Consider the following 23,730-nt stretch of genomic DNA (forward strand, 5'->3'; position numbering starts at 1 on the left):
GTCACTCCTCGCGCAGCGACTTGGTCATGAAGATGCGGCTGGTGCCGGGCGGATCGCAGGCGATCTCACCGAACCGCCGCCAGCCATGGCGGGCATAGAAGTCCGGCGCCTGGAAGCTGATGGTGTAGAGGACGGCGGCACGACAACCACGCCGGCGCCCCTCGTCCTCGAACCGGCGCAACACCTCGGCGCCGATGCCGCGGCCGCGCAGCACATTGGGCAGGAACAGCAGGTCGAGAAACAGCAGCCCGAACGACGATCGCCCCGTGGCGCCGCCGGCAGGCTGCCCCGAGACCGGATCACGCACCACGACCGCGAGTGCGCGCTGGTCGCCATAGCCGGCCGCCGCGGCGTTGAAGCGTGCAAGACCGCCGCCGATCGCCTGCATGGCGGCGGCATCGACGACGACAGAGACCTCAATGACCGGATTCATGCCGCCGCTCCCGCCGGGATCAAGCGATGGCGAGGATTGCGCGGGCGCGGCCGCAGCGCAAGGCTGCGAAATGCCGGCGCCCGGCTGTGCGGCGCTCAGCGCGCCAGGCAGTCGCGGCAGATCACGAGATGCTGCCTGAGCTCCTGCTCCGCGGCATCGGCCTCGCTCTGCTGCTGCGCATAGGCGTCGATCGGGTTCGACCGCCCCGCCGCCGTGGCGGGCGCGACGGCATTGAGCGGGCCAAGCACGATCTCGTGGCGCGGGCGGCGCGGCCGCTTGACCGGCTGCGGCGTCTCCGACGGACGCGACCCGGCGCCGTCCCAGGCGATCTGCACGCCCACGGGTGACGGCGCGGTGCACAGGCCCGAGGTACAGCAACCACCAAGCGCCAGCGCCACGACGCCCAGCGCCGCCCATTTCACCACGGCCATCGGACCACTCATCACCACGCCGCCTGTCGCTACACTGGAAGCGGCCTCACGCGCGACAGCCATGGTGTTACGGCCAACTGGTTAAGAACAGGGTAAATGCCCTGTTCACCATGCTGCACCGGCGGCACATCACTGGTGATAGGTCGTCAGTTCCGCGCCCTCGTCGGCGACGAAGACCGCGAGCAGCTCCGCCGGTTCGACCACACTGGCATTCTCCGACACGAGATGCACCGCGCCCGGCGGCTCGAAAAAGCTCTCGCCGGGCTTGAAGGTCTCGACCGGGCCGCCTGCGAGCTGCGAGCGGATGGTGCCCTTGATGATGTAGGCGGTCACTGAGCCGCTGTGATGATGCGGCGGCGAAAACCCGCCGGGACCATAGCTCACCCGCACCACGGTGACGCGCTTGCCCGGCACGTTCGGCAGCGCGTGGGATGTCACCGGCGTCACCACCGGTTGCTGCCGCGCATCGCGTCCGTCGGCGGCATTGGCGGCACAGATGATGCCCGACAGCGCTGACTGCGGATCGGCCATCCGCTGCAGCGGCGCCGCCGCGCTGCCGATCGCCATCGCGACCGCAAGGCCCGCGGCAGCGGCCGGCAGCGGACCGCGGCAAAGCCGCCAGCTCGTGCCGGACGGGATCAGGGCAGTCATTGTCGTCATCGTCATATCTCCTCTGCGAGATGCGCCGCACCGGCGAAACCCGCGGTTCAGATCAGGGACGCGCGTCCCAGCGGCTCGTCGACATCGCGACGATGGCGCCGAGGCCATAGGCCAGGAGCCCCGCGGCGGCGAGCAGGACCAGCCGCGACAGGCTCAGCCCCGCGCGGGTGATCCACATCGTGCCGGCCACGACCACCAGCAGGCGGAATGATTGCGCCAGCACCATCGGCACGATGCGGCCGGAGCCTTGCGAGGCGTAGTAAAGGCAGTGCGCGAGGCCAAAGCCGGCGAACGCCGGTCCCGCGAGATGCAGGTAGGTGTTCGCGGCCACGACCACGGCGGCATCGTCGCTGAACAGCGCGACCCACAGCGACGGCACGGCCGCGACGATCAGGCCGAGCAGGCCGGTCGCGCCAAAACCGAGGAGACCGGCCGTCCACGCCGCCCGACGCGCCCGCGCGACATCGCCGGCGCCGATCGCGGCGCCCACCATCGGCGTCGCCGACACGCCGAACGCAAAGGTCAGCGGCATCATCAGCAGTTCGAGGCGCGCGCCGATGCCATAGCCGGCGAGCGCGTCGGTGGAGAGTTGCGCCGCCAGATGCGCCAGCACCAGCAATGCGCCGATCGCCTGGCAGGCGGCAAGGCACGCCGGCGCGCCGACGCGCAGGATCTCGCCGAACAGCCTGGGATCGAGCGGTGCGAGGCGCCAGTCGAAGCGCAGGCGGGCGCGGCCCGACGCCAGATACAGCGCCAGCCCGATCGCCGCCGTGGTGTAGGCCACCAGCACGCCGCACGCGACTCCGGCCATGCCGAGCCGCGGCAGCGGCCCGAGCCCGAGGCCGAGCGCGCCGCCGACCGTGATCTGCAGCAGTGCGATGCCGACGAACGTCGCCGACGGCACGATCATGTCGCCGGTGCCGCGCAGCACCGACGCCAGCGCATTGGTGAGCCAGATCGCCCCCGCGGCCGCGAAGGCAACGCGCGCATAGGCGAGCGCGGCGTCGAGCACCGCGCCGTCGCCGCCGAGCCAATGGAAGATCGGCCGGCCGAAGCCGATGATGACGAGCGTGAAGGTGAGCCCGGCACAGCCGGCGATCACCACCGCATGGCGCACCAGCGCCGTCGCCCGGGCGGTGTCGCCGGCGCCGAGCGCGCGCGCCACCGCCGCCGTGATGCCGCCGCCCATGGCGCCGATCGCCATCATCTGCAGCAGCATGAACACCGGCAGCACCAGCGCGATGGCGGCGAGCGCATCGGTGCCGAGGCGACCGACATAGCCGGTCTCGGCGATGCTGATCGCGGTGACCGCGCACAGCGACACCGCGTTGGGCACGCTGAGGCGCAACAGCGTCGGCAGCACTGGCGCCTGCAGCAGGCGGCCCGCCGGCGCCGCGCCGTGGCGGAAGCGCGGCGGCCCGGCGGCGGATATCGTCTCGACCCTTGTCATGGGTTCAGCGTGCCCTGATAATTGGCTCCATGAAAAGGTCCAATCAACGTAAAGACGATGGAGCCAATCCAGCAGGCGCGGCCACCGTCGCCGGGCGCGGCGACACCCTGACGGAACGGCTGCACCGCGAGCTCAAGGCCGAGATCCTGAGCGGCCGGCGGATCGGCGGCACCCGCCTGCCCTCGACGCGCCAATTCGGCGTGCAGGCCGGTGTCTCCCGCAACATCGTGCTCGCGGTCTACGACCTCTTGCTGAGCGAGGGGCTGGTCGTCAGCCGGCGCGGCGCCGGCACCTTCGTGCGTGATGGCGCGGCGCGGCCGTCACAGCCGCCGCCGGCGTTCGACCCGCGTGTGCTGCAGGCCCGCATCCGCTCGCCCTGGCGCGACGGCGGCCTCACCGACCCCATCGCCGCATCGGCGCCGTTCGACTTTCGCATCGGCATTCCCGATACGAGGCGGTTTCCGCATGACGTGTGGCGGCGCTCGATCGCCCGCGCGGCGCGCGAGCTTGCGCGCCGCGGCGGCAACCTCGGCCCGTCGGACGGCCTGGCGCCGCTGCGCGCCGCCATCGCCCGCCATGTCTCGTTCGCCCGCGCCGTCGCCTGCACGGCGGACGACATCATCGTCACCGCCGGCGCGCAGCAGGCGCTCGACCTGATCGCCCGCGTGCTGGTGACGCCGAACCGCACCGTCGCCGCAGTCGAGGATCCCGGCTATCCGCCGGCTGCACATGTCCTCGCCGCGGCCGGCGCACGGCTGCATCCGGTCGCGGTCGATGCGCAGGGCCTCGTGGTCGACGCGCTGCCGCGCGCGGCCACGCTGATCTACACCACGCCGTCGCACCAGTTCCCGCTCGGCGCCGTGCTGTCGGCGCAACGCCGCGCGGCGCTGATAGCATTCGCCCACGCCCGTGGCGCCGTGATCATCGAGGACGACTATGACGGCGAATTCCGCCATCACGGCCGGCCGCTCGACGCGCTGCAGACCCTCGACCGCGCCGGACAGGTGATCTATGTCGGCACGTTCTCCAAGAGCCTGTTCCCGGCGCTGCGGCTCGGCTTCATCGTTGCGCCGCCGTGGCTGCGGCGGGCGCTCGTCGCAGCCAAGCAGCTCGCGGACTGGCAATGCCCGCTGCTCGAGCAGATCGCCCTCGCCCATTTCATCGACGACGGCCATCTTGCGCGCCACGTGCGGCGCATGCGGCGTATCTATGCGGAGCGGCATGACGCCCTGACGGCGGCGATCCAGCGCGACCTCGGCAAGGCCTTGACGCTTATTCCATCGTCGAGCGGCCTGCATCTCGCCGCCCTGACGGCGCCTGGCAAGAGCGCGGCGGCGCTCGCCACCCGCGCCCGCAACGCCGGCATTGCCATCCAGACCGCACGGGCCTACCGCAGGGATCACGGCGGCGGCGATGGCCTCGTGTTCGGCATCGGCCAGATCGAGACCGACGCGATCGACACCGCCATCCGGCGGCTGGCGCGCCTCCTCACCCCGTGAGGCCGGCGCGCCGCGTCGTTCAGAAGAACAGTACGTCGTCGGCGGCCGCGTCGGCGGGGGCTGCCGCGGCGATCTCCACCACCGGCGCGAGCCCGAGCTGGCGCAGGAAGGCATTATGCACGTCGCGCTCGCCCGCCATGGTGTAGAGCGGATAGAGCTCGTTCCGCACCAGTTCGCCGAAGCCATGCCGGTCGGCCTGCCCGATGGTCGCGACCGGCTCGCCTGCCGCGGCAAGGTCGTTGACGAGATGCTTGACGCCGCGCAGCTCGTGCGCAAAGCCACGCAGCCGTTCTTCGGCCGCCCTGATCAGCTGCCCGAACTGCTCGCCCTCCGTCGACAGCCGGCCGCGCAACGCGAACAGCTGGGCATTGCCGCCGCCGATGTCCTGCACCACCTGGGCGATCGTCGGCGCGAGATCGCCGACCTGCGCAGTATCGCCGTGCTGCTGGAGGTCGCGCAGGGATGCTGCCGCCTCGCCGATCTTGTCGAGGATCGGCTTCAGCAGCTCGGCGCTGCCGGAAATGTCCTTGGCGGTGCTGCCGAGCTCGTTGGCGATCACCACCAGCGCATGGCCTTCCGTGCCGAGATGCGCCGCCTTCAGGCTGGCGTTCATGCCGACCAGGATGATGTCGGCGACCGCTTCGCCGAGCTCGGCGATGGTGCGGCCGAACTGCGTCAGCGTGCCCTCGAAGATCGCGGTGGCATCCGCCACCGACCTGCGGGCGATCTCGCACTGGGCGATCAGGGCCGACGCCTGGGCAAGGCCCTGCTTCACCGCATCCAGGAACGAGCCCATTCCGCCATCGCGGTCGCTGTACAGCGCGCGGCCGCCATCGATCATGCGCGCGGCGTCGGCCGACAGCACCTGCAGGCCACGGCCGATGCGATCGATCTCGGCTTCGAAGCCACCGATCGTATCCGCGAGCTGACCGGACTGCAGCCGCAGCACGAGGCTGGCACAGGCCTGCCCGGCGACCTGCTCGGGCACGAGGCGTGCATCATCGGGCCGGTCGACCAGCGCCAGCGCCGTACAGACATGCTCGAGCCGCTGCCGGACGCTGTCACCGGCCTGCAGCGACACGATCATCTCTCCGACCGCCATCGAGATCTGCGCCGCGCCGGCCGACGCGGCCTGCGCCACGTCGCAGCTCTGCGCCTGCCCGCGCCGGATCTCCGCATAGGCGGCGACGAGATCGGCGCCGACCGACCGCAGCCCGCCGCCATAGGCCAGCTCGAACTGGGTCTGCCGCGAAAGTGCGGCGCCGATCGCCTGCGCGAGGCGCTCCTGATCGCGGCTGCAGGCATCGACCAGGCCCTGCGCCGACTTCGCGAGGTCGAGCACCTCCTGGGTGAAATCGATGAAATGACCACGGTTGTTGCTGAGCGAGACGGCCTCGATCCGCGCGCTGCGCGCGATCACCGCGACCATCTGGATCGACTTGACGAGACGCTGCAACAGCAGCGCGATGTCGCTGCAGCCCTCGCCGATCGCCTTCAGGGCGACACTCTGCCGCGGCAGCGCGTCGGCGAGCCCGGTCAGGCGTTCGGCGATCGCCTGCAGCGCCGTCGAAGCGCTCTCCATGTCCGCGCCCGACAGCTGCGTCGAGATGGCGGCAAGGTCGCGCTGCAGGCCCTCGAAGATGCCGTGCGAGCGCCCGAGATGGTCGCCGACGCGCGCGAACGTATCCTCGATCCGCACCGTCACGGCGGCGACGGCGCTGCGCGCGCCCGCGGCGGTGTCCTCCAATCGTCCTGCGCTCATTGTCAACCTGCCGATACCATCTGTCCGACCGTGCCCCACATCATGATCTCGCGGGGGATCTGGGTCAGTGAAACCACCTTGTCGACGGCGCCGCGGGCGATCGCTTCCTTGGGCATGCCGAACACCACACAACTGTCTTCGTCCTGAGCCCGCGTCGCCGCGCCGAGCTTGCGCATCTCCAGCAGCCCGTTGGCGCCGTCGTCGCCCATGCCCGTCATGATGATGCCGAGCGCGTTGCGGCCGGCATGCTGGGCCGCCGAGCGGAACAGCACGTCGGCGGACGGCCGGTGCCGCGACACCGGCGGGCCGTCCTTGATCGCGATGTGATAGCGCAGCCCGGTGCGCTGCAGCAGCATGTGGCGGGCGCCGGGAGCGATATAGGCACAGCCGCGCAGCACCGGCTCGCCGTCCTCGGCTTCCTTGACCTCGATCGCGCACAGGCCGTTGAGCCGCCGCGCGAACGCCGCGGTAAAGCCCTGCGGCATGTGCTGCACGATCAGAATGCCGGGACAATCGGGGGGCAGCACCTCGAGCACGTCGCGCAGCGATTCCGTGCCGCCGGTGGAGACGCCGATGCAGACGATACGGTCGGTCTCGGGCCGCACGCGCCCGACCACCGGCGGCGGAATGATCGCGTCCGCCGTCAGCTTGGCCTCGACCGTGCGCCGCGGCTGCTGGCGCTGCCGGACCCGCGCGCGGGCCGCCGCCTTCACCGCCTCGCGCAGCTGCGACGACGATTCCAGCAGTGCCTGCCGCGTCTCGACCCGCGGCTTGGGCAGGATCTCGACGGCACCGGCCGCGAACGCCTCGAACATCAGGTCCGATCCGCGCTCGGTGAGCGTCGAGCAGATCACCACCGGGATCGGCCGCTGCGCCATGATCTTGCGAAGAAACGTCAGCCCGTCCATGCGCGGCATCTCGATGTCGAGAATGATGACATCAGGAATTTCGTCCTGGATGCGCCGGGCCGCGGCAAACGGATCCGACGCCGCGGCCATGACCTCGATGTCCGGATCCTCGTTGAGGATCGACGTCAGGATCTGCCGCACCGAGGCGGAATCGTCGACGATGAGAACCCTGAGCTTCTGTCTGGACATCTGACCACTCACATCCTGAAGATGGTCGGCTGCACCTGGCGCAGCCCGATGGTGCCGTCATGGACCATGGATTCCGAGTGCCCGACCATCAGGTAGCCGCCCGGCCGCAGATGGCTGCACAGCCGCTTCACGACCTGCTGCTGGACCTGCTTGTCGAAATAGATCAACACGTTGCGGCAGAAGATGATGTCGACGTCGCGATCCACCGGATAGCTGGCATCCATCAGGTTCATGCGCATGAAATGCGTGGTGGCGCGCAATTCCGGCGCGATGCGGACTTCGGCCCGGGCCTTGTCCCTGGCGGACAGGAAATACCGCCTCCTGAACTCATCCGGCACCGGCGCGGCGAGCTCGCGCGGATAGATACCGAGCCGCGCCTGCTGCAGCACATTGGTCGAGATATCGGTGCCGAGAATGCGGAAGCGAAACTTGCCACCCCTGCGCACGAGATCGTCCAGCACCATGGCGACGGTGTAGGCCTCCATGCCGGTCGAGCAGGCCGCGCTCCAGACCTTCAGCCGCCGCGGCACAGCGCCGCGCCCGCCGAGCAGCTCAGGCACGGCCACGCGGCGCATGAACTCGAAATGCGACGGCTCGCGGAAGAAATCGGTCTTGTTGGTGGTGACGCTGTCGATCAGGTGCACCAGCTCGCTGTCGAAATTGCGCGTGTCGAACAGGTGCTCGACATAATCGTTGAGGCTGCGGTAGTTCAGCGCCCGCGCGCGCTTCTGCAGCCGGCCCTCGATCATCGAGCGCTTGCCGGGCGGCAGACGGATGCCGACCTGATCCTGCACCAGCTCGGCGACCGAGCGGAAATGCTGATCGGTCAGGTGGGCGGCGGCCTGCAACATGGGGGCACCGTCGCGGATCAGGCAGCCGCCTGCGGGCTCATCGGCATCCCGTCGGACGCCATCAGCCTGGCAAGGTCGAACACGATGATGAACTTGTCGCCCTTGCGGCCGATGCCGGCGATGTAATCGGACTTCCAGCGCCCGCCGACATTGGGCGGCGCCTCGATCAGGCTTTCGTCGATGTCGGTGACCTCGAACACGCAGTCGGCGACAAAGCCGACGCCGAGGGTGCGGCCGTTCATCGGCACGTCGAGGATGATGATGCGCGTCGCCTCCGTCGGCACCGCCGCCGGCAGGCCGAGCTTGATGCGCAGGTCGACGATCGGATAGCCGCTGCCGCGCACGTCGATCATGCCGAGCAGGAACTCCGGCGCATGCGGCAGGCGGGTGATCGGCCTGAGGTCGAGAATCTCGCGCACATTGCGGATGCCGATGCCGAACACCTCCTTGTCGAGGCCGAGCGTGAGATATTGGTTGATTTCAGCCATCGGTCGCTCCGAACATCGCGGCGGCATCGAACAGCGCCCGGCCCCGCCATGCGGGACCGGGCCCAGGTGCTTACCTCTGGAACTCGGCGTCGCGATCGTCGCCGCCGTCGTCCATATCGAAGGAGAAGCCGCCGCCCGCGCTCGCCACCTTCTTTGATCGCGCCGGACGGGCCGCTGGCCTTGCCGGACGCACCGCCGCCGCCATGCTTGCCGACTTCGAGCGCAGCTGCGCCACGGCGCGATCGGGCGAGAAGCCGCTGGCATGGCCCTGCGCGTTCTCACTGATCTTGAAGTAGGCGATGGTCGCCTGCAGTTGCTCGGCCTGGGAGGCGAGCTCTTCCGAGGTGGTCGAGACCTGCTCGGAGGCGCTGGCGTTCTGCTGGGTAACCTTGTCGAGCTGCTGGATCGCCTGGTTGATCTGCGCCGAGCCGACGTCCTGCTCGCGGCAGGCGGCAGTGATCTCCTCGACGAGCTCGGCGGTCTTCTTGATGTCGGGCACCAGCTTCGACAGCATCGTGCCGGCCTCCTGGGCGACCTTCACGGTCTCCGACGACAGCGTGCCGATTTCGGCGGCCGCGGCCTGACTGCGCTCGGCGAGCTTGCGTACCTCGGAGGCAACCACCGCAAAGCCCTTGCCGTGCTCGCCGGCGCGGGCGGCTTCCACCGCGGCGTTGAGCGCCAGCAGGTCGGTCTGCCGGGCGATCTCCTGCACGATGGTGATCTTCTCCGCGATCGTCTGCATCGCCTCGACCGCGCGGCTCACCGCCATGCCGCTGGCTTCCGCGTTCTTCGCCGACTGGTGGGCGATGTTCTCGGTCTGGCCGGCGTTCTCGGCGTTCTGCTTCACGTTCGCGGTCATCTCCTCCATCGACGAGGAAGCTTCTTCCGCCGACGACGCCTGCTCGGTCGCCCCCTGCGACAGCTGCTCGGCGCTGGCGGACAGCTCCTGGCTGCCGGCGGACACGTTCTGCGCGGCGGTCAGTGCTTCCGACACGATGGTGCGCAGCCGCTCGATCATGCGCTCGAGCGCCCTGCCGAGGGTGTCCTTGTCGGACAGTCGCTTGGCGTCCACCATGAGGTTGCCGTCGGCGATGGTGTCGGCGATCTTGGCGGTGGCGTTGAGGTTGACCGTCATGGCGTTGAGCGACTTGATGAGATCGCCGACCTCATCGTTGCTGGACGCATCAATGGTCTGGCTGAGGTCGCCGAGCGCGACCGCATCGGCGAGGCCCACGGCGCGGCTGAGGCCACGGCTGATGCTGAGCGCGATCCACGCCGCCGACACCACCGCGATCACCAGCGAGGCGAGGATGATGCTGATCAGCAGCGTCTTGGCGAACGCCGCCTCGGCCGCTGCCGCCGCCGAGATGCCGTCCATGCTCTTGTTGGCGAAGGTGGCATAATCGCGGAACGCGGCCAGCGTCTCCGCCGTCAATGCCTTGCCTTCCGTCATATTCATGGTCGCGGCCTTGAGATTGCCGGCCTCGATGACGATGCCGAGAATGCGGCTCACCACCTTGACGAGCTTGTCCTTCTCGACGGCCATGCCGGCGGTGGCGATGTCCATGCCGTCCAGGGCCTTGACGGCGTCGACGAAATGGCCATTGAACGCTTCGATTTGACGTCCCGCCAGCGCGACGTTGGCCTCGAGGTCCTGAAGGCTCTGCGCCGAGAACGTCAGCGCCAGTGTGCGCATCGCGCGCGACACGTCGAGGCGCATGGTCTGGACCTGCAGCAGCGCCTTGGTGGCTTCCGTGCCGCTCGCCTTGGCGGCCTGGGCGTAGGCCGCGTCGGCGGCGTCGCTGAACGATTTCAGCTGCGGCTGACCTTCGTCGGCCCAGATCTGGGCGGAGCGGTTGTTCGAGTTCAGCTTGGCGTTCTTCATCACCTGATCGCCGATGGCATTCAGGCTCTTCAGCTTGGCCGCGCCGACCTCGAGCAGCCGCCGGCCTTCCTCGGTGGCGTGCGCATACAACACGTCATAGTTCTTCAGTGCGGTGGCGCGCCGCTCTCCCGCCTCGACGATGAACGCCTCGGTGTCCTTGTCCGACAGCGCCATCACGGCATTCTTTTCCGAGCGGATCTGGCCCTGCAGGCTGTCGGTCAACGCGGCGAGCTCGCTCAATCGCTGGGTCTGGGCGAGAATCTCGTTCTGCGAGTTCTCGAGCGATACCAGCTTGTTGTACGCGATGCCCCCCGTCACCATGGACAACGCGATGACCGCGCCGAACGCGCTCGCCAGTTTCGCTTTGACAGAAAATCTCATAGCTCAGCCCCCAGGATCTCGATCAGTCTCAGTTCAGGATACGCTGCATGTTGGGTACGATGACGAACGCTTCATTCCATTTGGCAATGAAGCGGACGAACTCGGGTCGCCAGTGCATGCCGACGCGCGGCGTCTGCTGCACATCGGCGCCGGACAATTCGGTGACCTCGTGCACCCTGTCGGCGACAACGCCGACCAGCACCGCATCACCATCGATCGTCACTTCCAGCACCACGATGCGGGTGTCAGGCGTCGTCTCCGGCCTCGCCATGCCGAAACGGGCATGCAGGTCGGCGAGCGGAATGACGTTGCCGCGCACGTTGATGATGCCGGGCAGGAACGGCCGCGCGCCAGGCACGCGGGTGATCGGCACCGGGTCGATGATCTCGCGGACGAGGCCGGCGTCGAGCGCGACCGTTTCCTCGCCGAGCCCGAGCATCACGACCTGCATCTGCCCCGCCACCTCGGCGGCATCGCGCGCTTCAGCGTTCAGTGCCTGCGACATCACGCGGCCTCATGGACGGTTTGCGCGCCCGACTGGGCGATCGCGAGCAGTTGCGGAACATCGAGGATCAGCGCGGCTGAACCATCGCCGAGAATGGTGGCGCCCGAAAACATGGTCACGTCGGCGTGCAGCTTGGACATCGACTTGATCACCGTCTGGTGGTTGCCGATGATCTGGTCGGCGACCAGGCCGACCCGGCCGTCGCCGGTCGAGGTGATGATGATCATCTGGTGGCGGTCGGGTTCGCCGGTCTGGCCGAACATCCGCCGCAGCCGCACGAACGGCACGAGATCGCCGCGGACGTTGAGGAAGTTCATGCCGCGGCTGCGTTCGTCCGCGGGCGGCAGCTCGACACACTCCTCGACGGCGGACAACGGGATGATGTAGCGCTGGGTGCCGACCCGGATCAGCAGCCCTTCGATGATGGCCAGCGTCAGCGGCAGCCGCAGCGTGACAATGGTGCCCTGGCCCGGCACGGTCGCCATGTCGATCGAGCCGCGCATCGCCTCGATGGTGCGCTTCACGACATCCATGCCGACGCCACGACCGGACAGCGCCGAAATCGTCTGCGCGGTGGAGAAGCCGGGATGGAACAGGAACTGGTGGATCTCCGGATCGGACAGCGTCGCGCCGGGCGCGATCAGGCCCTGTTCCTCGGCCTTGGCGCGGATCCGCGCCGTGTTGAGGCCACCGCCATTATCCCGAACGGTGACCAGCACCTGGGCGCCGGAATGGATCGCCATCATCTCGATCCGGCCGATCTCGGTCTTGCCGGCGGCGGCACGGCGGGCCGGGTCCTCGATGCCGTGATCGATGGCGTTGCGGATCAGATGCACCAGCGGATCGGCCAGCCGCTCGATCATCGTCTTGTCGAGCTCGGTGTCTTCGCCGGAGGTGACGAACTCCACCGGCTTGCCGAGGTCGCGCGACAGGTCGTGGATCAGGCGCCGGAAGCGGCCGAACAGCGAGCCGATCGGCATCATGCGCGCACCCATGGTGGTGTCACGCAGGCTGGATGCCAGCCGCTCGATCTCTTCCGCAACCAGCTTGATCGACAGATCGCTGCTGACCGCGGCGAGCTGGGTGAGGCGTGCCTGGGCGATCACCAGTTCGCCGACGCGGTCCATCAGTTCGTCGAGACGCTCGGCCTGGACGCGGACCGTGGCTATGCCGCGGTCATCCGCTCGCTTGGCGTCGTCGCGCTTCGCCGCCGCGGCGTTGGCCGGCGGCGCAGCGGCAGGCGCCGCATCGACCGCCGGCGTGATGGCGGCCGGTGGAGGCGCGTCATCGGCCGCGCTGTCCTCCAGCATCGGAACGGCAAGCGGCAGTTCATCGGCGCCGTCGAGCGGCGACAGCTCCAGCTTCATCTCGTCGAGCACGAACATGAAGACGTCGCGAATGGCTGCCTCGTCGCAGTCGCCGTGCAGCACCACGTCCCACTTGAGGTAGCAGTACTCCGGCTCGAGCTCGTCAAGTGTCGGAATGTCGTCGGTCAGCGGCACCGCGAAGCACGAGCCGAGCTTGCGCAAGTCATCGAGGTAGTCGAGCGGGTTGGAGCCGTTGCGCAGGATATGGCCGTCGAAGGCCATATGGATCTTCCAGCCGCCCCCGGGGGCGGTGGCCGGCGCCTCAACCGCCGGCAGCGCTTGCGCTGGCACGGTGTCCGCGGCGGCATCCTGCGGCTGCATCACCCGGCGCAGGTCGTCGAGGATGGCTTCGCCGATGATGTCGTCCGTGGTGTCCGGCGCCTCGATCAGGGCACGGATATAGTCCTTCGCGCCCAGCGCTGCGGAAATCAGGTCCTGGGTCGGCGTGATCTCGCCCTTGCGGACACGATCGAACGCGGTCTCGAATTCGTGGGTGAAGGCCGCGACCTTGTCGAAGCCGAACATCGCGCCGGACCCCTTGATCGTGTGCAGCGCGCGGAACGCGGCATCGATCAGCTCCTTGTCGTCGGGCCGGAGGCCGAGGTCCAACAGCGCAGCTTCGAGCACCTCGAACAGCTCGCTGGCTTCCTGGCGAAAAACCTCGGTGGGATCCATCATCGTCAGGAGCGAACCAGTTTGCTGACCACGGCGAGCAGTTGCTCGGGCTTGAACGGTTTGGTGATCCAGCCCGTCGCGCCGGCGCTCTTGGCTTCCTGCTTGCTGGCGTCGCTGGATTCAGTGGTGAGAAACACGATCGGCAGACCGACCAGCGTCGGCATGCCGCGTAGCGCGCGGATCAGCTCGAGGCCGTTCATCACGGGCATGTTGAGGTCGGTGATCACGAGATCGACTTTGCCCGCCTTGACCTTCTCCAGCGCCTGGGCGCCGTCACCCGCCTCGACCACGTTGTGACCGGCGGGGCCGAGAACGACCTTGATCATCTGGCGGATGCTCGGGGAGTCGTCGACGGTGAGAATGGTGGCCATGGTTCAGGACCCGTTTGTTGCTGGCGGGGAATTATAGGGTCGCGAACCTGTCGCGAAGCCGGCGCGGTGCAGCGCGTTGCGCAGCGCCTGCGAGAAGGCGCGCAGGCCGATCCGCCGCCCCTGCTGTTCGGCTGTCTTGGTCAGCGACAGCAGAAGCTGGACAGCCGTGACGTCCGCTTTCTCGACGGCGGAGCAGTCGATGTCGAGCTGCTGCTGGCGCCCGGACGCTTCCCGCACCATCTCGTAGGTGCTGCGAATGGCGCCAATGCTGCAGTCCGCCGGAAGGCGAACCGAGTGCGAACCAGACTGCTTATCCATCAAACCAACGCCCGCCCATCGGCAGGTTGTGATCCGCGATGTCGGACCGATCCTGCCGGCTCATTGCCTGGAGTAAGAGTTTACCAAAGTCGTTATTAATCTTTTAACGACGAGGCGGCGCCAGACCCGCGGATGAACACTGCCAGCACAACCGCAGGGCGGAACAAGCCGGCGCTTATTAACCTTTCATTAAGACAACAACGATGACCCGCGGCGTGACACGGCGAGGGGCACGGAGGTTTAGGTTCCCGTTAAATCGGCGGCTTCTAGCCTCACCGGACATATTCGAACGCCGGAAACCGGGAAATGACCGTTCAGGCCCTGCTGGTCGACGACAGCCCATCGATGCTCGACCTTCTCAAACGCCTCGTCGAAGCCGACGGCAGCGTCCATGCCCACGCGTATCTCGATCCCCTCGAGGCGCTCGAAGTCGCACGCACCACCGACTATGACATCGTGCTGGTCGACTACCAGATGCCCCAGCTCGACGGTATCTCGTTCATTCGCGAGCTACGGAATTATCCGCGCTTCGTCGACGTTCCCGTGGCCATGATCACCTCGGTCGAGGACGAAGCCGTTCGCCTGCAGGCACTGGAAGCCGGCGCCACCGACTTCCTGCCGAAGCGGCCACAGGCCACCGAGCTGAGCGTGCGGCTGCGCAACCTGATCAAGCTCGGGGCCGCGGTGCGCAAGCTCAACAACCAGGCCGAGATGCTGGCGAGCGAGGTGGCCGCCGCCACGCGCAAGCTGCAGGAGCGCGAGGAGGAGATCATCCTGCGCCTCGCGCTCGCCGTCGAATATCGCGACAACGACACTGGCGAGCACACCCTGCGTGTCGCCCGCTACAGCCGCCTGATCGCCGAAGAGCTCGGCCTCGCGCCGCGCTTCTGCCGCGAAATCTATCTCGCCGCGCCGCTGCACGACGTCGGCAAGGTCGCGATCCCCGACCAGATCCTGCTCAAGCCTGGCCGCCTCGACGAAGCCGAGATGGCGACCATCCGCACCCATGCCGACATCGGCAGCCAGATCCTCGCCGACAGCCATTGCGAGCTGATCCAGCTCGCCGCCGTGATCGCCCGCGGCCATCACGAGCGCTGGAATGGCACCGGCTATCCCGACGGCCTGCGCGGGCGCGAGATCCCGATCGCCGCCCGCGTCGTGGCGGTGGCCGACGTGTTCGACGCGCTGACCATGAAGCGCCCCTACAAGAACGCCATGCCGCTCGAGGAAGCGCGCGCCTACATGGCGGCGCGCAGGGGCACCGAGTTCGACCCGCTGTGCATCGATGCGTTCCTCGCCCGCTGGAACGAGGTGGTCGAGATCAGCGGTGCTGCCGAGACCCCGGCGCCCTCGCGCATCAGCGCGGCACGGCTGCAGCCGGCCTGAGCGCACGCTTCGCGCGAAGCGGTGCCGCCGCCTGGGCCGCCCGGATCAGTGCGCTCGAGCCGTTGACCGCCGCGGCCGCCGCCTGCTGCGCCGCCGCGCTCGCGGCATCCGAGGCATAGCTCGGCGCCGCGATCGTCGGCGCGCTGCCGAACTGCGCCGCAAGCAGCAATGTCAGCAGGCTCGTCCCTGCCATCAGGCCCCGGCGAGACACCCGGCGCGTGCCCCCTGGCCGCGGCAGCGCACCCACGGCGAGATCGCCGCGCGCACGGGAATGGTCGGGGGCTCGAGCTCGAACCGGCATGACACATCCTTCCAGCAGGCCCCGCCTTGCCGCAAGTTGCCGGTCATCTTCATATCCATGCATTCACGCCTGGCCGGCGCGGCTACACGGCGCAAGCCTGCGCTGGCACGGCAAAGGACGTCACGCTTTCCTTGGCGAGCGGCCGGCTGAAGAAGTAGCCCTGAAACTCGGAGCAGCCCAGCGCCCGCAGGGCTTCCGCCTGCTCCAGTGTCTCCACGCCCTCCGCCACCGATCTGGCGCCAACGTTCTGGCAGAGCTCGATCACCGTCTTGACGATCCCTGCCTTGACCGGATCGGTGCACAGGTCAGCGATGAAGCAGCGATCGATCTTGATGATGTCGGGCGCGAGGTGGTGGATATAGCTCAGGCTGGAATAGCCGACGCCGAAATCGTCGATGGCGATCGAACAGCCGAGCGCCTTCAGCGCCGCGATCGACGACTGCACCAGGTTGAGGTTGTCGGCGAAGATCGATTCCGTGATCTCGAACGTCACCAGAGCCGCCGGCACGCCAGAACCGCGAACGATATTCATCAGGCTGAGAATCTGCTCCGATGACGTCAGGTCGCGGACCGACAGGTTGACCTTCAGCCCGACGCCGGCCGGCCACTGCGCCGCATCATGCAGCGCCTTGCGCAACACGGTGCGGGTCAGCGCATTGATCAGCTCGGAGCGCTCGGCGATCGGAATGAAGACGTTCGGCGAGATTTCGCCAAGCTCGGCGCTGTGCCAGCGCGCCAGCGCCTCGAACGAGATCACGGCTCCGTTGCAGGCATCGATCATCGGCTGGTAGAGCATCACGATCTCGCGGTCGAGATCGGCGCGCTTCAGCGTCTGCTCGATCCGGCTGGTCTGGCGCACCGCCTGCTCATGCGCGGGCGAGAACAGCTCGACCCGGCCGCGACCGTTCTGCTTGGCGCGGAACAGCGCATAGTCGGCGCGCTCATAGTGATCGTGAGGCTTGTTGCCGTCACGCGCGGCAATGCTCAGGCCCACCGACAGGCCGACATGAACGGTAAGGTGATCGACGGCCACCGGCACCGCGCAAGCGGCGATGAAGCGCTGACAGAGCTGCGGTGCGGTGTCCTGCAGGCCCGCCCCCCGGAGCAGGATGGCGAACTCGTCGCCGCCGAGCCGCGCCACGCAGGACCCGGCCGGCGCCACCAGCGCGAGGCGCCCGGCGATCTCCTTCAGCACCCCATCGCCGGTCACATGTCCGTAGAGGTCATTGACCTGCTTGAAGCCGTCGAGGTCGCCGATCACCACGGCGAAGCCCGTGCTGTCCGTCACCACGCCGTAGAGCTCGGCAAAGAAGCGGCGCCGGTTCGGCAGGCCGGTCACCGCATCGATGTTGGCGAGTTCCGCGTTCTGCTGGCTGAGGCGGGCGAGTTCACCCTTGGCGCGGACCATCTGCTCGAAATCGCGGCAGAACGTGACGACGACATAGAACATCCCGCCCGAGACCAGCAGTAGATTGATGGCGATCGCGATCTCGACCAGACGCGCGGTGGCGAACAGGTAGCCGCAAAACGGCGGCACCACGATCAGGATGATGGCCAGCGCCGCCGCGCGGACATGCATCAGCAGGAAGACACAGCTCACCACCGTGATGCCGACAAACAGCACGACATGCCCGTGTCCGGTCAGAAAGCCTTTCGCGGTATCGAGATCGTACGGATAGAGCGCCAGCGCCCAGACCAGCAGCGCCACCCCGATCAGGCTGCCGAGCACGATGGTCAGGCGCACATTCCTGCGCGCTTCCTCGATCGAGAACTGCACATGCCGGCGCAGCTGCCATCGCACCATGCGCACCACGATCAGCGCGATCACGGCCGCGGGAACATAGACGGTGAGAGCCCGCGGCGCCGCCGAGAAATGGGTGACGGCCACGGCCACGGTATTGACGATCAGGATGAAGTACAGCAGCGGCGCCCGCCGCTTGAACGCCTCGATCTGCGCCAGCAGAACGTCGTCATGACCGCTGTCGGCCAGACCAGGCCCTCTCATGATCTGCATCATCTTCCCCATCCCCCGAAACGCCGGCGCACTACCCTGCGTCAAGGACGCAGCGACGCGGCTCGCTCGGTCTCGCTCGCCTGCATCAACTGCTCCAAGGCGGCGCGGACCATCTTCATCTGCCGTTTGAGGTCGGCATGGTCGGCCTGAAGACGGTCCCTGGCGGCAGTGGACGGCAAGTGCGCGATCGCGGCCGCCAGCGTGGCCTGCGCGATCTCGATCTCGATGATCGCATAGAGCAGCCAGCCGACGTCACGCAGCGGCCACAACGCCTCATCGACCGTCCCGGCGGCATTGCCCGCCGTCCGGCTGGTGGGAAACGGGATGGCTTCACTCATGTGTTTCTCCGTCACGGATGGGAGGGCGACAGCGGACAAACGTGATGCGCATGTCATCGGCCGATGCTGGCGGCTTCAGCCGCCGCCTGCTGCATGCTCGCCGACATCGCACCGGCGACGGCGCTCTGCTGCTGGATCGCCGCTGCAGTCGAGGAGACGTACTCACTGACGTCTTCGATCGTCGACTTGATGCGGCCGAGCGATGAGAGAACGTCCGATGAGATGCCGTTCATTGCCTCGATCTCGCTGCTGATCTTGTCGGTTGCCTGCCGGGTCTGACTGGCGAGACTCTTGACCTCCGCAGCGACCACCGAAAACCCTCTGCCCGCCTCGCCGGCGCGCGCCGATTCGATCGTCGCATTCAGCGCCAGCAGGTTGATCTGTCCGGTGATCTCCTGAATGAACTCGACGATACCGCTCATCGAACGCGCGGCATCACTCAATCGCTTGGCCTGCTCATCGGCCGCGTCGACACGCGTAACGGCCGTGGCGACCGTGTCGCGAGACCGCACCATGGCATCGGCGATCTCGCTCACCGACGCGTTGAGCTCTTCCGCGCCGGCCGCTACCGTCTCCATCAGCCCTCGGACATGCTCGCTCTTCTTGCGCGCGACGACCTGCGCGGTGGTATCCATCGCAAACTTGATTACTTTCTGCGGCCGGCCGTTGGAATCGAGCACGGGGTTGTAGGAGGCCTGGATCCACACATCCTGTCCCCCTTTTGCGATGCGACGAAACTCGCCGGACTGGCAGCTACCGCGGCCGAGATTCGCCCAGAAATCCCGATAGGCCACGCTGTCGCTCTCCGCCGGATCGAGGAACATGCTGTGGTGACGGCCGCGGATTTCCTCGAGCGTATAGCCGAGCGCGCGCAGGAAATTGTCGTTCGCGCCGAGAATATGACCGGACAGATCGAACTCGATCACCGCCTGCGATCTGCTGATCGCCGCCATGCAGCCGGCGAGTTCCGCGGCTTCCTGCTTCTGTCGGGTGACGTCGGTCGCAATCACGAGCACCTGACTCGGGGAGCCGCCCTCACCGGGAATCGGAACGTAGGTCGCCAGGATCCAGAAGGTGCGATCTGCCTTGGCCAGCCATTGAAACTCGCCGGACTGCGCTTCGCCGCGGTTGAGCGCGGCCCAAAGCTCCCGGTGCGCCGTCGTGTCGCGCTCCGCCCGAGGAACCAGCACGCTGTGATGCTGTCCCACGATCTCCTCGGGCGAATAACCTGTGAGTGCAAAGAAGTTGTCATTGGCGGTCGCAACCCGCCCATCCATGGTGAACTCAATGGTTGCCTGCGCGCGGCCGACCGCCTGTGCTCGGGCCTGGAGCTCCCGCGCACGTTGTTGCAGCGTACTGTCACTCCATCCAACGGCGAAGCCGATGATCCGGTCCCGGCCATCCTTCAATCGTGTCGCGGACAACTCGAACCAGCGCTCGCCGACAAGCAGAGATGCCGCTTCGCCATCGAGCAAGGCATCCCTGGCAAGCTTGCGTCCGGCGATGGCATCCAGGCACTCGAACAGGTTACGCCCGACGACACCGCCGAACACGAATCCCGGATCGGCGCGCCGCAACGCTGGTTCCAGCTCGGCCAGCAACTGCTTCATCGCATCGGTCAGATGCGAAACGCGGCCATCGCCATCGGCCATCATGACATGAGCAGGCATCGCCTCGATCGATGGCAGTACGCGGCTATTCTTGAAAGGCAGCAATCGACGCATGGGGCGTGTCCTATTGCGAATTTGGATTTATTGATGGAGCGTGAGGTCGCGACGCACGTGCAGGCGTCGCGGCGAACCACGATGCCGCCGCGGAACCAGCAGACGGTAACGGCTGTGACGATCGTGAAGAAGTGGCGATCCATGCCGGATCCGCGAGGTCGCGGCGCGCTGTACTTTCGTCGTGCCCGGGCGATCGACACCCGCGAACCGCCATGCTCGCCATCGCAGTTCCGATGTTGCTGCTCGCCGCATCATCCCGCCTTCCCGCATGCTCGCGAGATTAGGGAGAGGCGAATTAAGGTCGTCTATCGCGCGACCATTTTTTGCAGGAGATGCACCGTCGGATGTGACGTAAAAGGGATCAATTGGAACCAATGTCCATGAAAGCGCGGCAAATTATATCATTCGAAATCGAAGATGAACGAGGCCACTTGTTCCAGTTATGATATGATTCCACACATACAAATCATTCAGAGCTATTGCGTTAGCACCTTCTCATATGCATGAACGATCGAGAACACTTTGGACATCATCCGCCCATCTCTTAGCTGTCGCGCAACGTCAAGGAGGTCTTGGCTTCTGGTCGGGCGATCTTGCGGCCAATGAAATCTACGGAACCGATGGCTTCTACCGATCACTTGGCCTCGGCGTGCGATCACTGCTGAGCTTCTCGGAGTGGCAGTCGGTTGTCTATGCAAGTGACCTCGACATCTTTCTTTCGATGTTCGCCCTGCTGCGTGACGGACAGTCGGTCTGCCGAGACTTTCGCATCGTCCATCCGGACTATTCGGTGCACTGGATCCGGGTCGATACCGACGCCATCGTCGGTCCCGATGGTCAACTACGGCGTGTGGTTGGCGTCCTCCTCAACATCGACAGGGAGCGCGAGCTGCTGCTCGCGACGGAACGCGAGAACGACCGCTTCCGGATGCTGGTGAAGCTGTCGGGTGACTATGTTTGGACCACCGACATCAACGGCGCCATCGTGGAACTGCAAGCCTGGCAGGCGCTGACAGGCCAACTGCCGGACACCGGCTCGCATACGGGCTGGGCCAACATGGTCCATCCCGATGACCGGATACGTGTGATGTCGGAATGGAGGGCCTCGTTCGACAACGGCCGTCCCTACAACGTGCGCTATCGCCTGCAGCATCCCGACGGCAACTATCGCTGGGTCACCGTCACCGGCGCGCCGATCTTCAGCGAAAGCGGCACGATGCGCGAATGGATCGGGCTGATCCGGCACGACGCGCCGATCATCCCGCCGAATGCCGCCGAAAAACGCGGCTGGACCTTCACCAGCGCCCAGATGCGCGGTGCGCGGGCAATGCTGAACTGGTCGGTCGAAACCCTCTCGGCGGCAGCCGGCGTCTCGGTCGCGACCATCCTGCGCTTCGAGAGCGACAAGACAAGCCTGCGCGACTCGACCAAGCTGCAGCTGTACAATGCACTGGAACAGGCCGGCATCCAGTTCGGCAGCGACGGATCGTCCATCGGCCTGCGCACGATCTGAACTATGATGATGTCGTGGCGGCCGGAGCGGAGCCAAACAGCCGCCGGCCGTCCGCAGCAAGGCCTCGCACCATGCCGACATCCAGCGCAGGCGTCCTGATCTACCGGCAGAACGATGGCGCGTTGCAGGTGCTGCTCGTGCATCCCGGCGGGCCGTTGTGGCGCAACAGGGATCTCGGTGCCTGGTCGATTCCCAAGGGTGAGATCGAACCCGGCGCAAACGCGGAGGAGACCGCACGACGTGAGGTCAACGAAGAGCTCGGCCTCACCCTCACGGCCCCGCTGCGGCCGCTCGGCGAGGTGCGCCAGCGTGGCGGCAAGCGTGTGATCGGCTTCGCCTGCGCCTCGGATCTCAATGCCGCCGCCGTGACAAGCAACACCTTCGAGATGGAATGGCCGCCGGGAAGCGGCCACCTCCGGGCTTTCCCGGAGGTGGACAGGGCGCAGTGGTTCGACCTGACCACGGCTGGCGACAAGATCCTCGATGGACAGCGGCCTTTCCTCGCGCGGCTGCAGGCGATGCTGGTCCAGTGCCGGCGATCTCCGTAGACACCCTTAAGGCTGCACTCGGAATTTTCACAACCTCGCCGCGCTGCTACCCAAATGGTGATGAGCCTGCATCCCAAGACAGCCCCAAAAGGGGAGCGCGCCATGGTCCAGGTCTATTTCCACTGCAGCAATGCCCTCGGCCTTCTCGTCGACCGCCAGGGCACCAGCGTCGACGACTTGTCCGATGCCCGCGCGCAGGCCGTCGGCCTTGTCCGCTCCATGGTCGGCCAGCCCTCGGCCGAGGATTGGCGTGAATGGCTGCTGCATGCCAGCGACGAGGACGGCGACGAAATTTTCGTGCTGCCATTCGTCGCGGTGCTCGGCAAGGCGCACTGACGCCGCGCCGCGATGGCGCGATCGCTCTTTGATCCGGATCAAACCCGTGCCGGCGCCGGCCGTGTCAAATAGAGGGGCAAGCGATCGAGGGGACGTGCGCCGACCGGCATTGTCCTGGGCGCGGATCGGATCCGCATGGCCGCCGCCGACGTGATGCATCGAAACGACATGGCGCACAGGAGTTGCATCATGACCCGCCCGCCAGCCCTCGCCATCGCCCCCGAGAAGGTGTTCTTCGTCGTCGGCAAGGCGCGCCAGTTCGACACTGAGGATATGCCCGACCACGACGCCCCCGAGGCCGCCGGCGAACCCATCTTCGTCGACCCGATCCGGATCGAGCTGCGCAACATCATCCGCGAGCTGAACGAGGACGAGCAGATCGACCTCGTGGCACTGGCATGGCTCGGACGCGGCGACGGCGACCTCGACACCTGGAACGATCTGCGCAACGAGGCGGCCGCAGCCCACAACCGGCGGACCGCAAGCTACCTGCTCGGCATGCCGCTGCTGGCGTCCTATCTGGAAGAGGCCATGGCGCAGTTCGGTTACGCCGAGGAAGATTTCGAAGCCGATTCCCGCTGACGGACGCCCCTCTCCGGTTCCGCCGCGTGATTGACTTCCGTCAAGTGCCGCGGCCGGCGCCCGGCATAGACTGGCGACGACATTGCGCAACACACGGACGACGACCATGAAAGCTAGGGACGTGATGACCACCCACCTGGTGACGGTGTTGCCGGACGTCGGCGTCAAGGATGTCGCCCGGACACTGGTGCAGAACGGCATCAGCGCCGTTCCGGTGGTCGACAAGGGCGGCAACCTGCTCGGCATCGTCTCCGAGGGCGACCTCATGCACCGCGCCGAGATCGAGACGATCGCGCCGCGCTCATGGTGGCTGGCGCTGTTCGGCGCCGACCGCGACATCGCCGCGGCCTATGTCAAGTCGCACAGCCACCGCGCCCGCGACGTGATGACACCCGACGTCGTCACCGTCACGCCCGAGACCGATTTGAGCACGATCGCGCGGCTGTTCGAAAAGCACCACATCAAGCGCGTGCCGGTGCTGGATCACGGCCGCCTGGTCGGCATCGTCAGCCGTGCCAACCTGGTGCAGGCGATCGCGATGACCAGCGATGGCATCGCGATCGAGGAGAACGATGCGCGGCTGCGGCGCGAGATCCTGCACAAGCTGAAGGGACAGCCCTGGGAAAACCGCCCCTACAGCATCCAGGTGCGGCGTGGCGAGGCCCATCTGTCCGGCTTCGTCTACAGCCACGAGGAACGGGACGCGGTGCGCGTCGCCGCCGAGATCACCCCCGGGATCGGCCGCGTGACCAACGACCTGCGCGTGGTCACACGCATGGCGGAATACTGACGCCAGCGCCCGCTACGGCGCAGTG

Annotated in this window: 24 protein-coding genes; 7 read left to right on the forward strand and 17 right to left on the reverse strand. The window is 67.1% G+C overall.

Annotated elements, in window-relative coordinates:
- Position 1 precedes the first annotated feature (1 nt).
- The 4 genes from AB4Z37_RS09050 to AB4Z37_RS09065 all read right to left on the reverse strand — a co-directional run bounded on the left by AB4Z37_RS09050 (position 2) and on the right by AB4Z37_RS09065 (position 2,974).
- Positions 2 to 433, reverse strand: a complete 432-nt coding sequence (locus tag AB4Z37_RS09050) for a GNAT family N-acetyltransferase (RefSeq protein ID WP_441516376.1) — start codon at positions 431 to 433, stop codon at positions 2 to 4.
- A gap of 95 nt (positions 434 to 528) precedes the next feature.
- Positions 529 to 927, reverse strand: a complete 399-nt coding sequence (locus tag AB4Z37_RS09055; protein WP_441516377.1) for a hypothetical protein — start codon at positions 925 to 927, stop codon at positions 529 to 531.
- Between the two features lie 66 nt (positions 928 to 993).
- Positions 994 to 1,515 (reverse strand): cupin domain-containing protein, encoded by a 522-nt coding sequence (locus tag AB4Z37_RS09060; protein WP_441516479.1) that lies wholly within the window; start codon positions 1,513 to 1,515, stop codon positions 994 to 996.
- Between the two features lie 61 nt (positions 1,516 to 1,576).
- Positions 1,577 to 2,974 carry an MATE family efflux transporter gene (locus AB4Z37_RS09065; protein WP_441516378.1) on the reverse strand — a complete coding sequence of 466 codons (1,398 nt, stop codon included), beginning with the start codon at positions 2,972 to 2,974 and terminating at the stop codon, positions 1,577 to 1,579.
- Between the two features lie 29 nt (positions 2,975 to 3,003).
- Between AB4Z37_RS09065 and pdxR the strand changes: the two genes are divergently transcribed.
- The gene (gene pdxR / locus AB4Z37_RS09070) at positions 3,004 to 4,473 is read left to right on the forward strand and encodes a MocR-like pyridoxine biosynthesis transcription factor PdxR (RefSeq protein ID WP_441516379.1); all 1,470 of its coding nucleotides are present in this window, start codon (positions 3,004 to 3,006) and stop codon (positions 4,471 to 4,473) included.
- A 19-nt stretch (positions 4,474 to 4,492) separates the two neighbouring features.
- Here pdxR and AB4Z37_RS09075 read toward each other — a convergent pair whose 3' ends face one another.
- The 9 genes from AB4Z37_RS09075 to AB4Z37_RS09115 all read right to left on the reverse strand — a co-directional run bounded on the left by AB4Z37_RS09075 (position 4,493) and on the right by AB4Z37_RS09115 (position 14,173).
- Positions 4,493 to 6,235, reverse strand: a complete 1,743-nt coding sequence (locus AB4Z37_RS09075) for a chemotaxis protein (RefSeq protein ID WP_441516380.1) — start codon at positions 6,233 to 6,235, stop codon at positions 4,493 to 4,495.
- 2 nt (positions 6,236 to 6,237) lie between these two features.
- Entirely contained in the window at positions 6,238 to 7,332 is a 1,095-nt protein-coding gene (locus tag AB4Z37_RS09080) for a protein-glutamate methylesterase/protein-glutamine glutaminase (RefSeq protein WP_441516381.1), read from the reverse strand.
- A gap of 8 nt (positions 7,333 to 7,340) precedes the next feature.
- A complete protein-coding gene (locus AB4Z37_RS09085) occupies positions 7,341 to 8,183 on the reverse strand; it encodes a CheR family methyltransferase (RefSeq protein WP_441516382.1) in 843 nt (280 codons plus the stop codon).
- Positions 8,184 to 8,200: 17 nt separating this feature from the next.
- Positions 8,201 to 8,671: a chemotaxis protein CheW gene (locus AB4Z37_RS09090; RefSeq protein WP_441516383.1), complete on the reverse strand. Its 471-nt coding sequence runs from the start codon at positions 8,669 to 8,671 to the stop codon at positions 8,201 to 8,203.
- 70 nt (positions 8,672 to 8,741) lie between these two features.
- On the reverse strand, positions 8,742 to 10,937 hold the full coding sequence (locus AB4Z37_RS09095; RefSeq protein WP_441516384.1) for a methyl-accepting chemotaxis protein: 2,196 nt from the start codon (positions 10,935 to 10,937) through the stop codon (positions 8,742 to 8,744).
- Positions 10,938 to 10,965: 28 nt separating this feature from the next.
- On the reverse strand, positions 10,966 to 11,442 hold the full coding sequence (locus AB4Z37_RS09100; protein ID WP_441516385.1) for a chemotaxis protein CheW: 477 nt from the start codon (positions 11,440 to 11,442) through the stop codon (positions 10,966 to 10,968).
- Positions 11,442 to 13,493, reverse strand: coding sequence for a chemotaxis protein CheA (locus tag AB4Z37_RS09105; RefSeq protein ID WP_441516480.1), 2,052 nt, complete (start codon positions 13,491 to 13,493; stop codon positions 11,442 to 11,444). Before AB4Z37_RS09105 ends, AB4Z37_RS09100 begins: the two co-directional genes overlap by 1 nt.
- Complete coding sequence (locus AB4Z37_RS09110; protein WP_441516386.1) at positions 13,490 to 13,855, reverse strand: response regulator; 366 nt, start codon at positions 13,853 to 13,855, stop codon at positions 13,490 to 13,492. Before AB4Z37_RS09110 ends, AB4Z37_RS09105 begins: the two co-directional genes overlap by 4 nt.
- A gap of 3 nt (positions 13,856 to 13,858) precedes the next feature.
- The gene (locus AB4Z37_RS09115) at positions 13,859 to 14,173 is read right to left on the reverse strand and encodes an STAS domain-containing protein (protein WP_441516387.1); all 315 of its coding nucleotides are present in this window, start codon (positions 14,171 to 14,173) and stop codon (positions 13,859 to 13,861) included.
- A gap of 306 nt (positions 14,174 to 14,479) precedes the next feature.
- Between AB4Z37_RS09115 and AB4Z37_RS09120 the strand changes: the two genes are divergently transcribed.
- A complete protein-coding gene (locus AB4Z37_RS09120) occupies positions 14,480 to 15,559 on the forward strand; it encodes an HD-GYP domain-containing protein (RefSeq protein WP_441516388.1) in 1,080 nt (359 codons plus the stop codon).
- On the opposite strand, the gene AB4Z37_RS09125 is transcribed toward AB4Z37_RS09120, so the two are convergent.
- From AB4Z37_RS09125 to AB4Z37_RS09140, 4 genes are all read right to left on the reverse strand, one after another.
- Positions 15,531 to 15,860: a hypothetical protein gene (locus AB4Z37_RS09125; protein WP_441516389.1), complete on the reverse strand. Its 330-nt coding sequence runs from the start codon at positions 15,858 to 15,860 to the stop codon at positions 15,531 to 15,533. The genes AB4Z37_RS09120 and AB4Z37_RS09125 overlap by 29 nt on opposite strands.
- A gap of 82 nt (positions 15,861 to 15,942) precedes the next feature.
- Positions 15,943 to 17,865, reverse strand: a complete 1,923-nt coding sequence (locus tag AB4Z37_RS09130) for a putative bifunctional diguanylate cyclase/phosphodiesterase (RefSeq protein WP_441516390.1) — start codon at positions 17,863 to 17,865, stop codon at positions 15,943 to 15,945.
- Between the two features lie 50 nt (positions 17,866 to 17,915).
- Complete coding sequence (locus AB4Z37_RS09135; RefSeq protein WP_441516391.1) at positions 17,916 to 18,212, reverse strand: hypothetical protein; 297 nt, start codon at positions 18,210 to 18,212, stop codon at positions 17,916 to 17,918.
- A gap of 53 nt (positions 18,213 to 18,265) precedes the next feature.
- Positions 18,266 to 19,936, reverse strand: coding sequence for a PAS domain-containing protein (locus tag AB4Z37_RS09140; RefSeq protein WP_441516392.1), 1,671 nt, complete (start codon positions 19,934 to 19,936; stop codon positions 18,266 to 18,268).
- 499 nt (positions 19,937 to 20,435) lie between these two features.
- Between AB4Z37_RS09140 and AB4Z37_RS09145 the strand changes: the two genes are divergently transcribed.
- From AB4Z37_RS09145 to AB4Z37_RS09165, 5 genes are all read left to right on the forward strand, one after another.
- Positions 20,436 to 21,449 (forward strand): PAS domain-containing protein, encoded by a 1,014-nt coding sequence (locus tag AB4Z37_RS09145; protein ID WP_441516393.1) that lies wholly within the window; start codon positions 20,436 to 20,438, stop codon positions 21,447 to 21,449.
- 71 nt (positions 21,450 to 21,520) lie between these two features.
- Positions 21,521 to 21,997: an NUDIX domain-containing protein gene (locus AB4Z37_RS09150; protein ID WP_441516394.1), complete on the forward strand. Its 477-nt coding sequence runs from the start codon at positions 21,521 to 21,523 to the stop codon at positions 21,995 to 21,997.
- Between the two features lie 102 nt (positions 21,998 to 22,099).
- A complete protein-coding gene (locus AB4Z37_RS09155) occupies positions 22,100 to 22,333 on the forward strand; it encodes a DUF6894 family protein (protein WP_441516395.1) in 234 nt (77 codons plus the stop codon).
- A gap of 189 nt (positions 22,334 to 22,522) precedes the next feature.
- Complete coding sequence (locus tag AB4Z37_RS09160) at positions 22,523 to 22,915, forward strand: DUF3775 domain-containing protein (protein ID WP_441516396.1); 393 nt, start codon at positions 22,523 to 22,525, stop codon at positions 22,913 to 22,915.
- A gap of 106 nt (positions 22,916 to 23,021) precedes the next feature.
- Positions 23,022 to 23,705, forward strand: coding sequence for a CBS domain-containing protein (locus tag AB4Z37_RS09165; RefSeq protein ID WP_441516397.1), 684 nt, complete (start codon positions 23,022 to 23,024; stop codon positions 23,703 to 23,705).
- The last annotated feature ends 25 nt before the right edge of the window (positions 23,706 to 23,730 follow it).

It is taken from the genome of Bradyrhizobium sp. 2TAF24 (assembly GCF_052115025.1).
GTDB lineage: Bacteria > Pseudomonadota > Alphaproteobacteria > Rhizobiales > Xanthobacteraceae > Bradyrhizobium_A.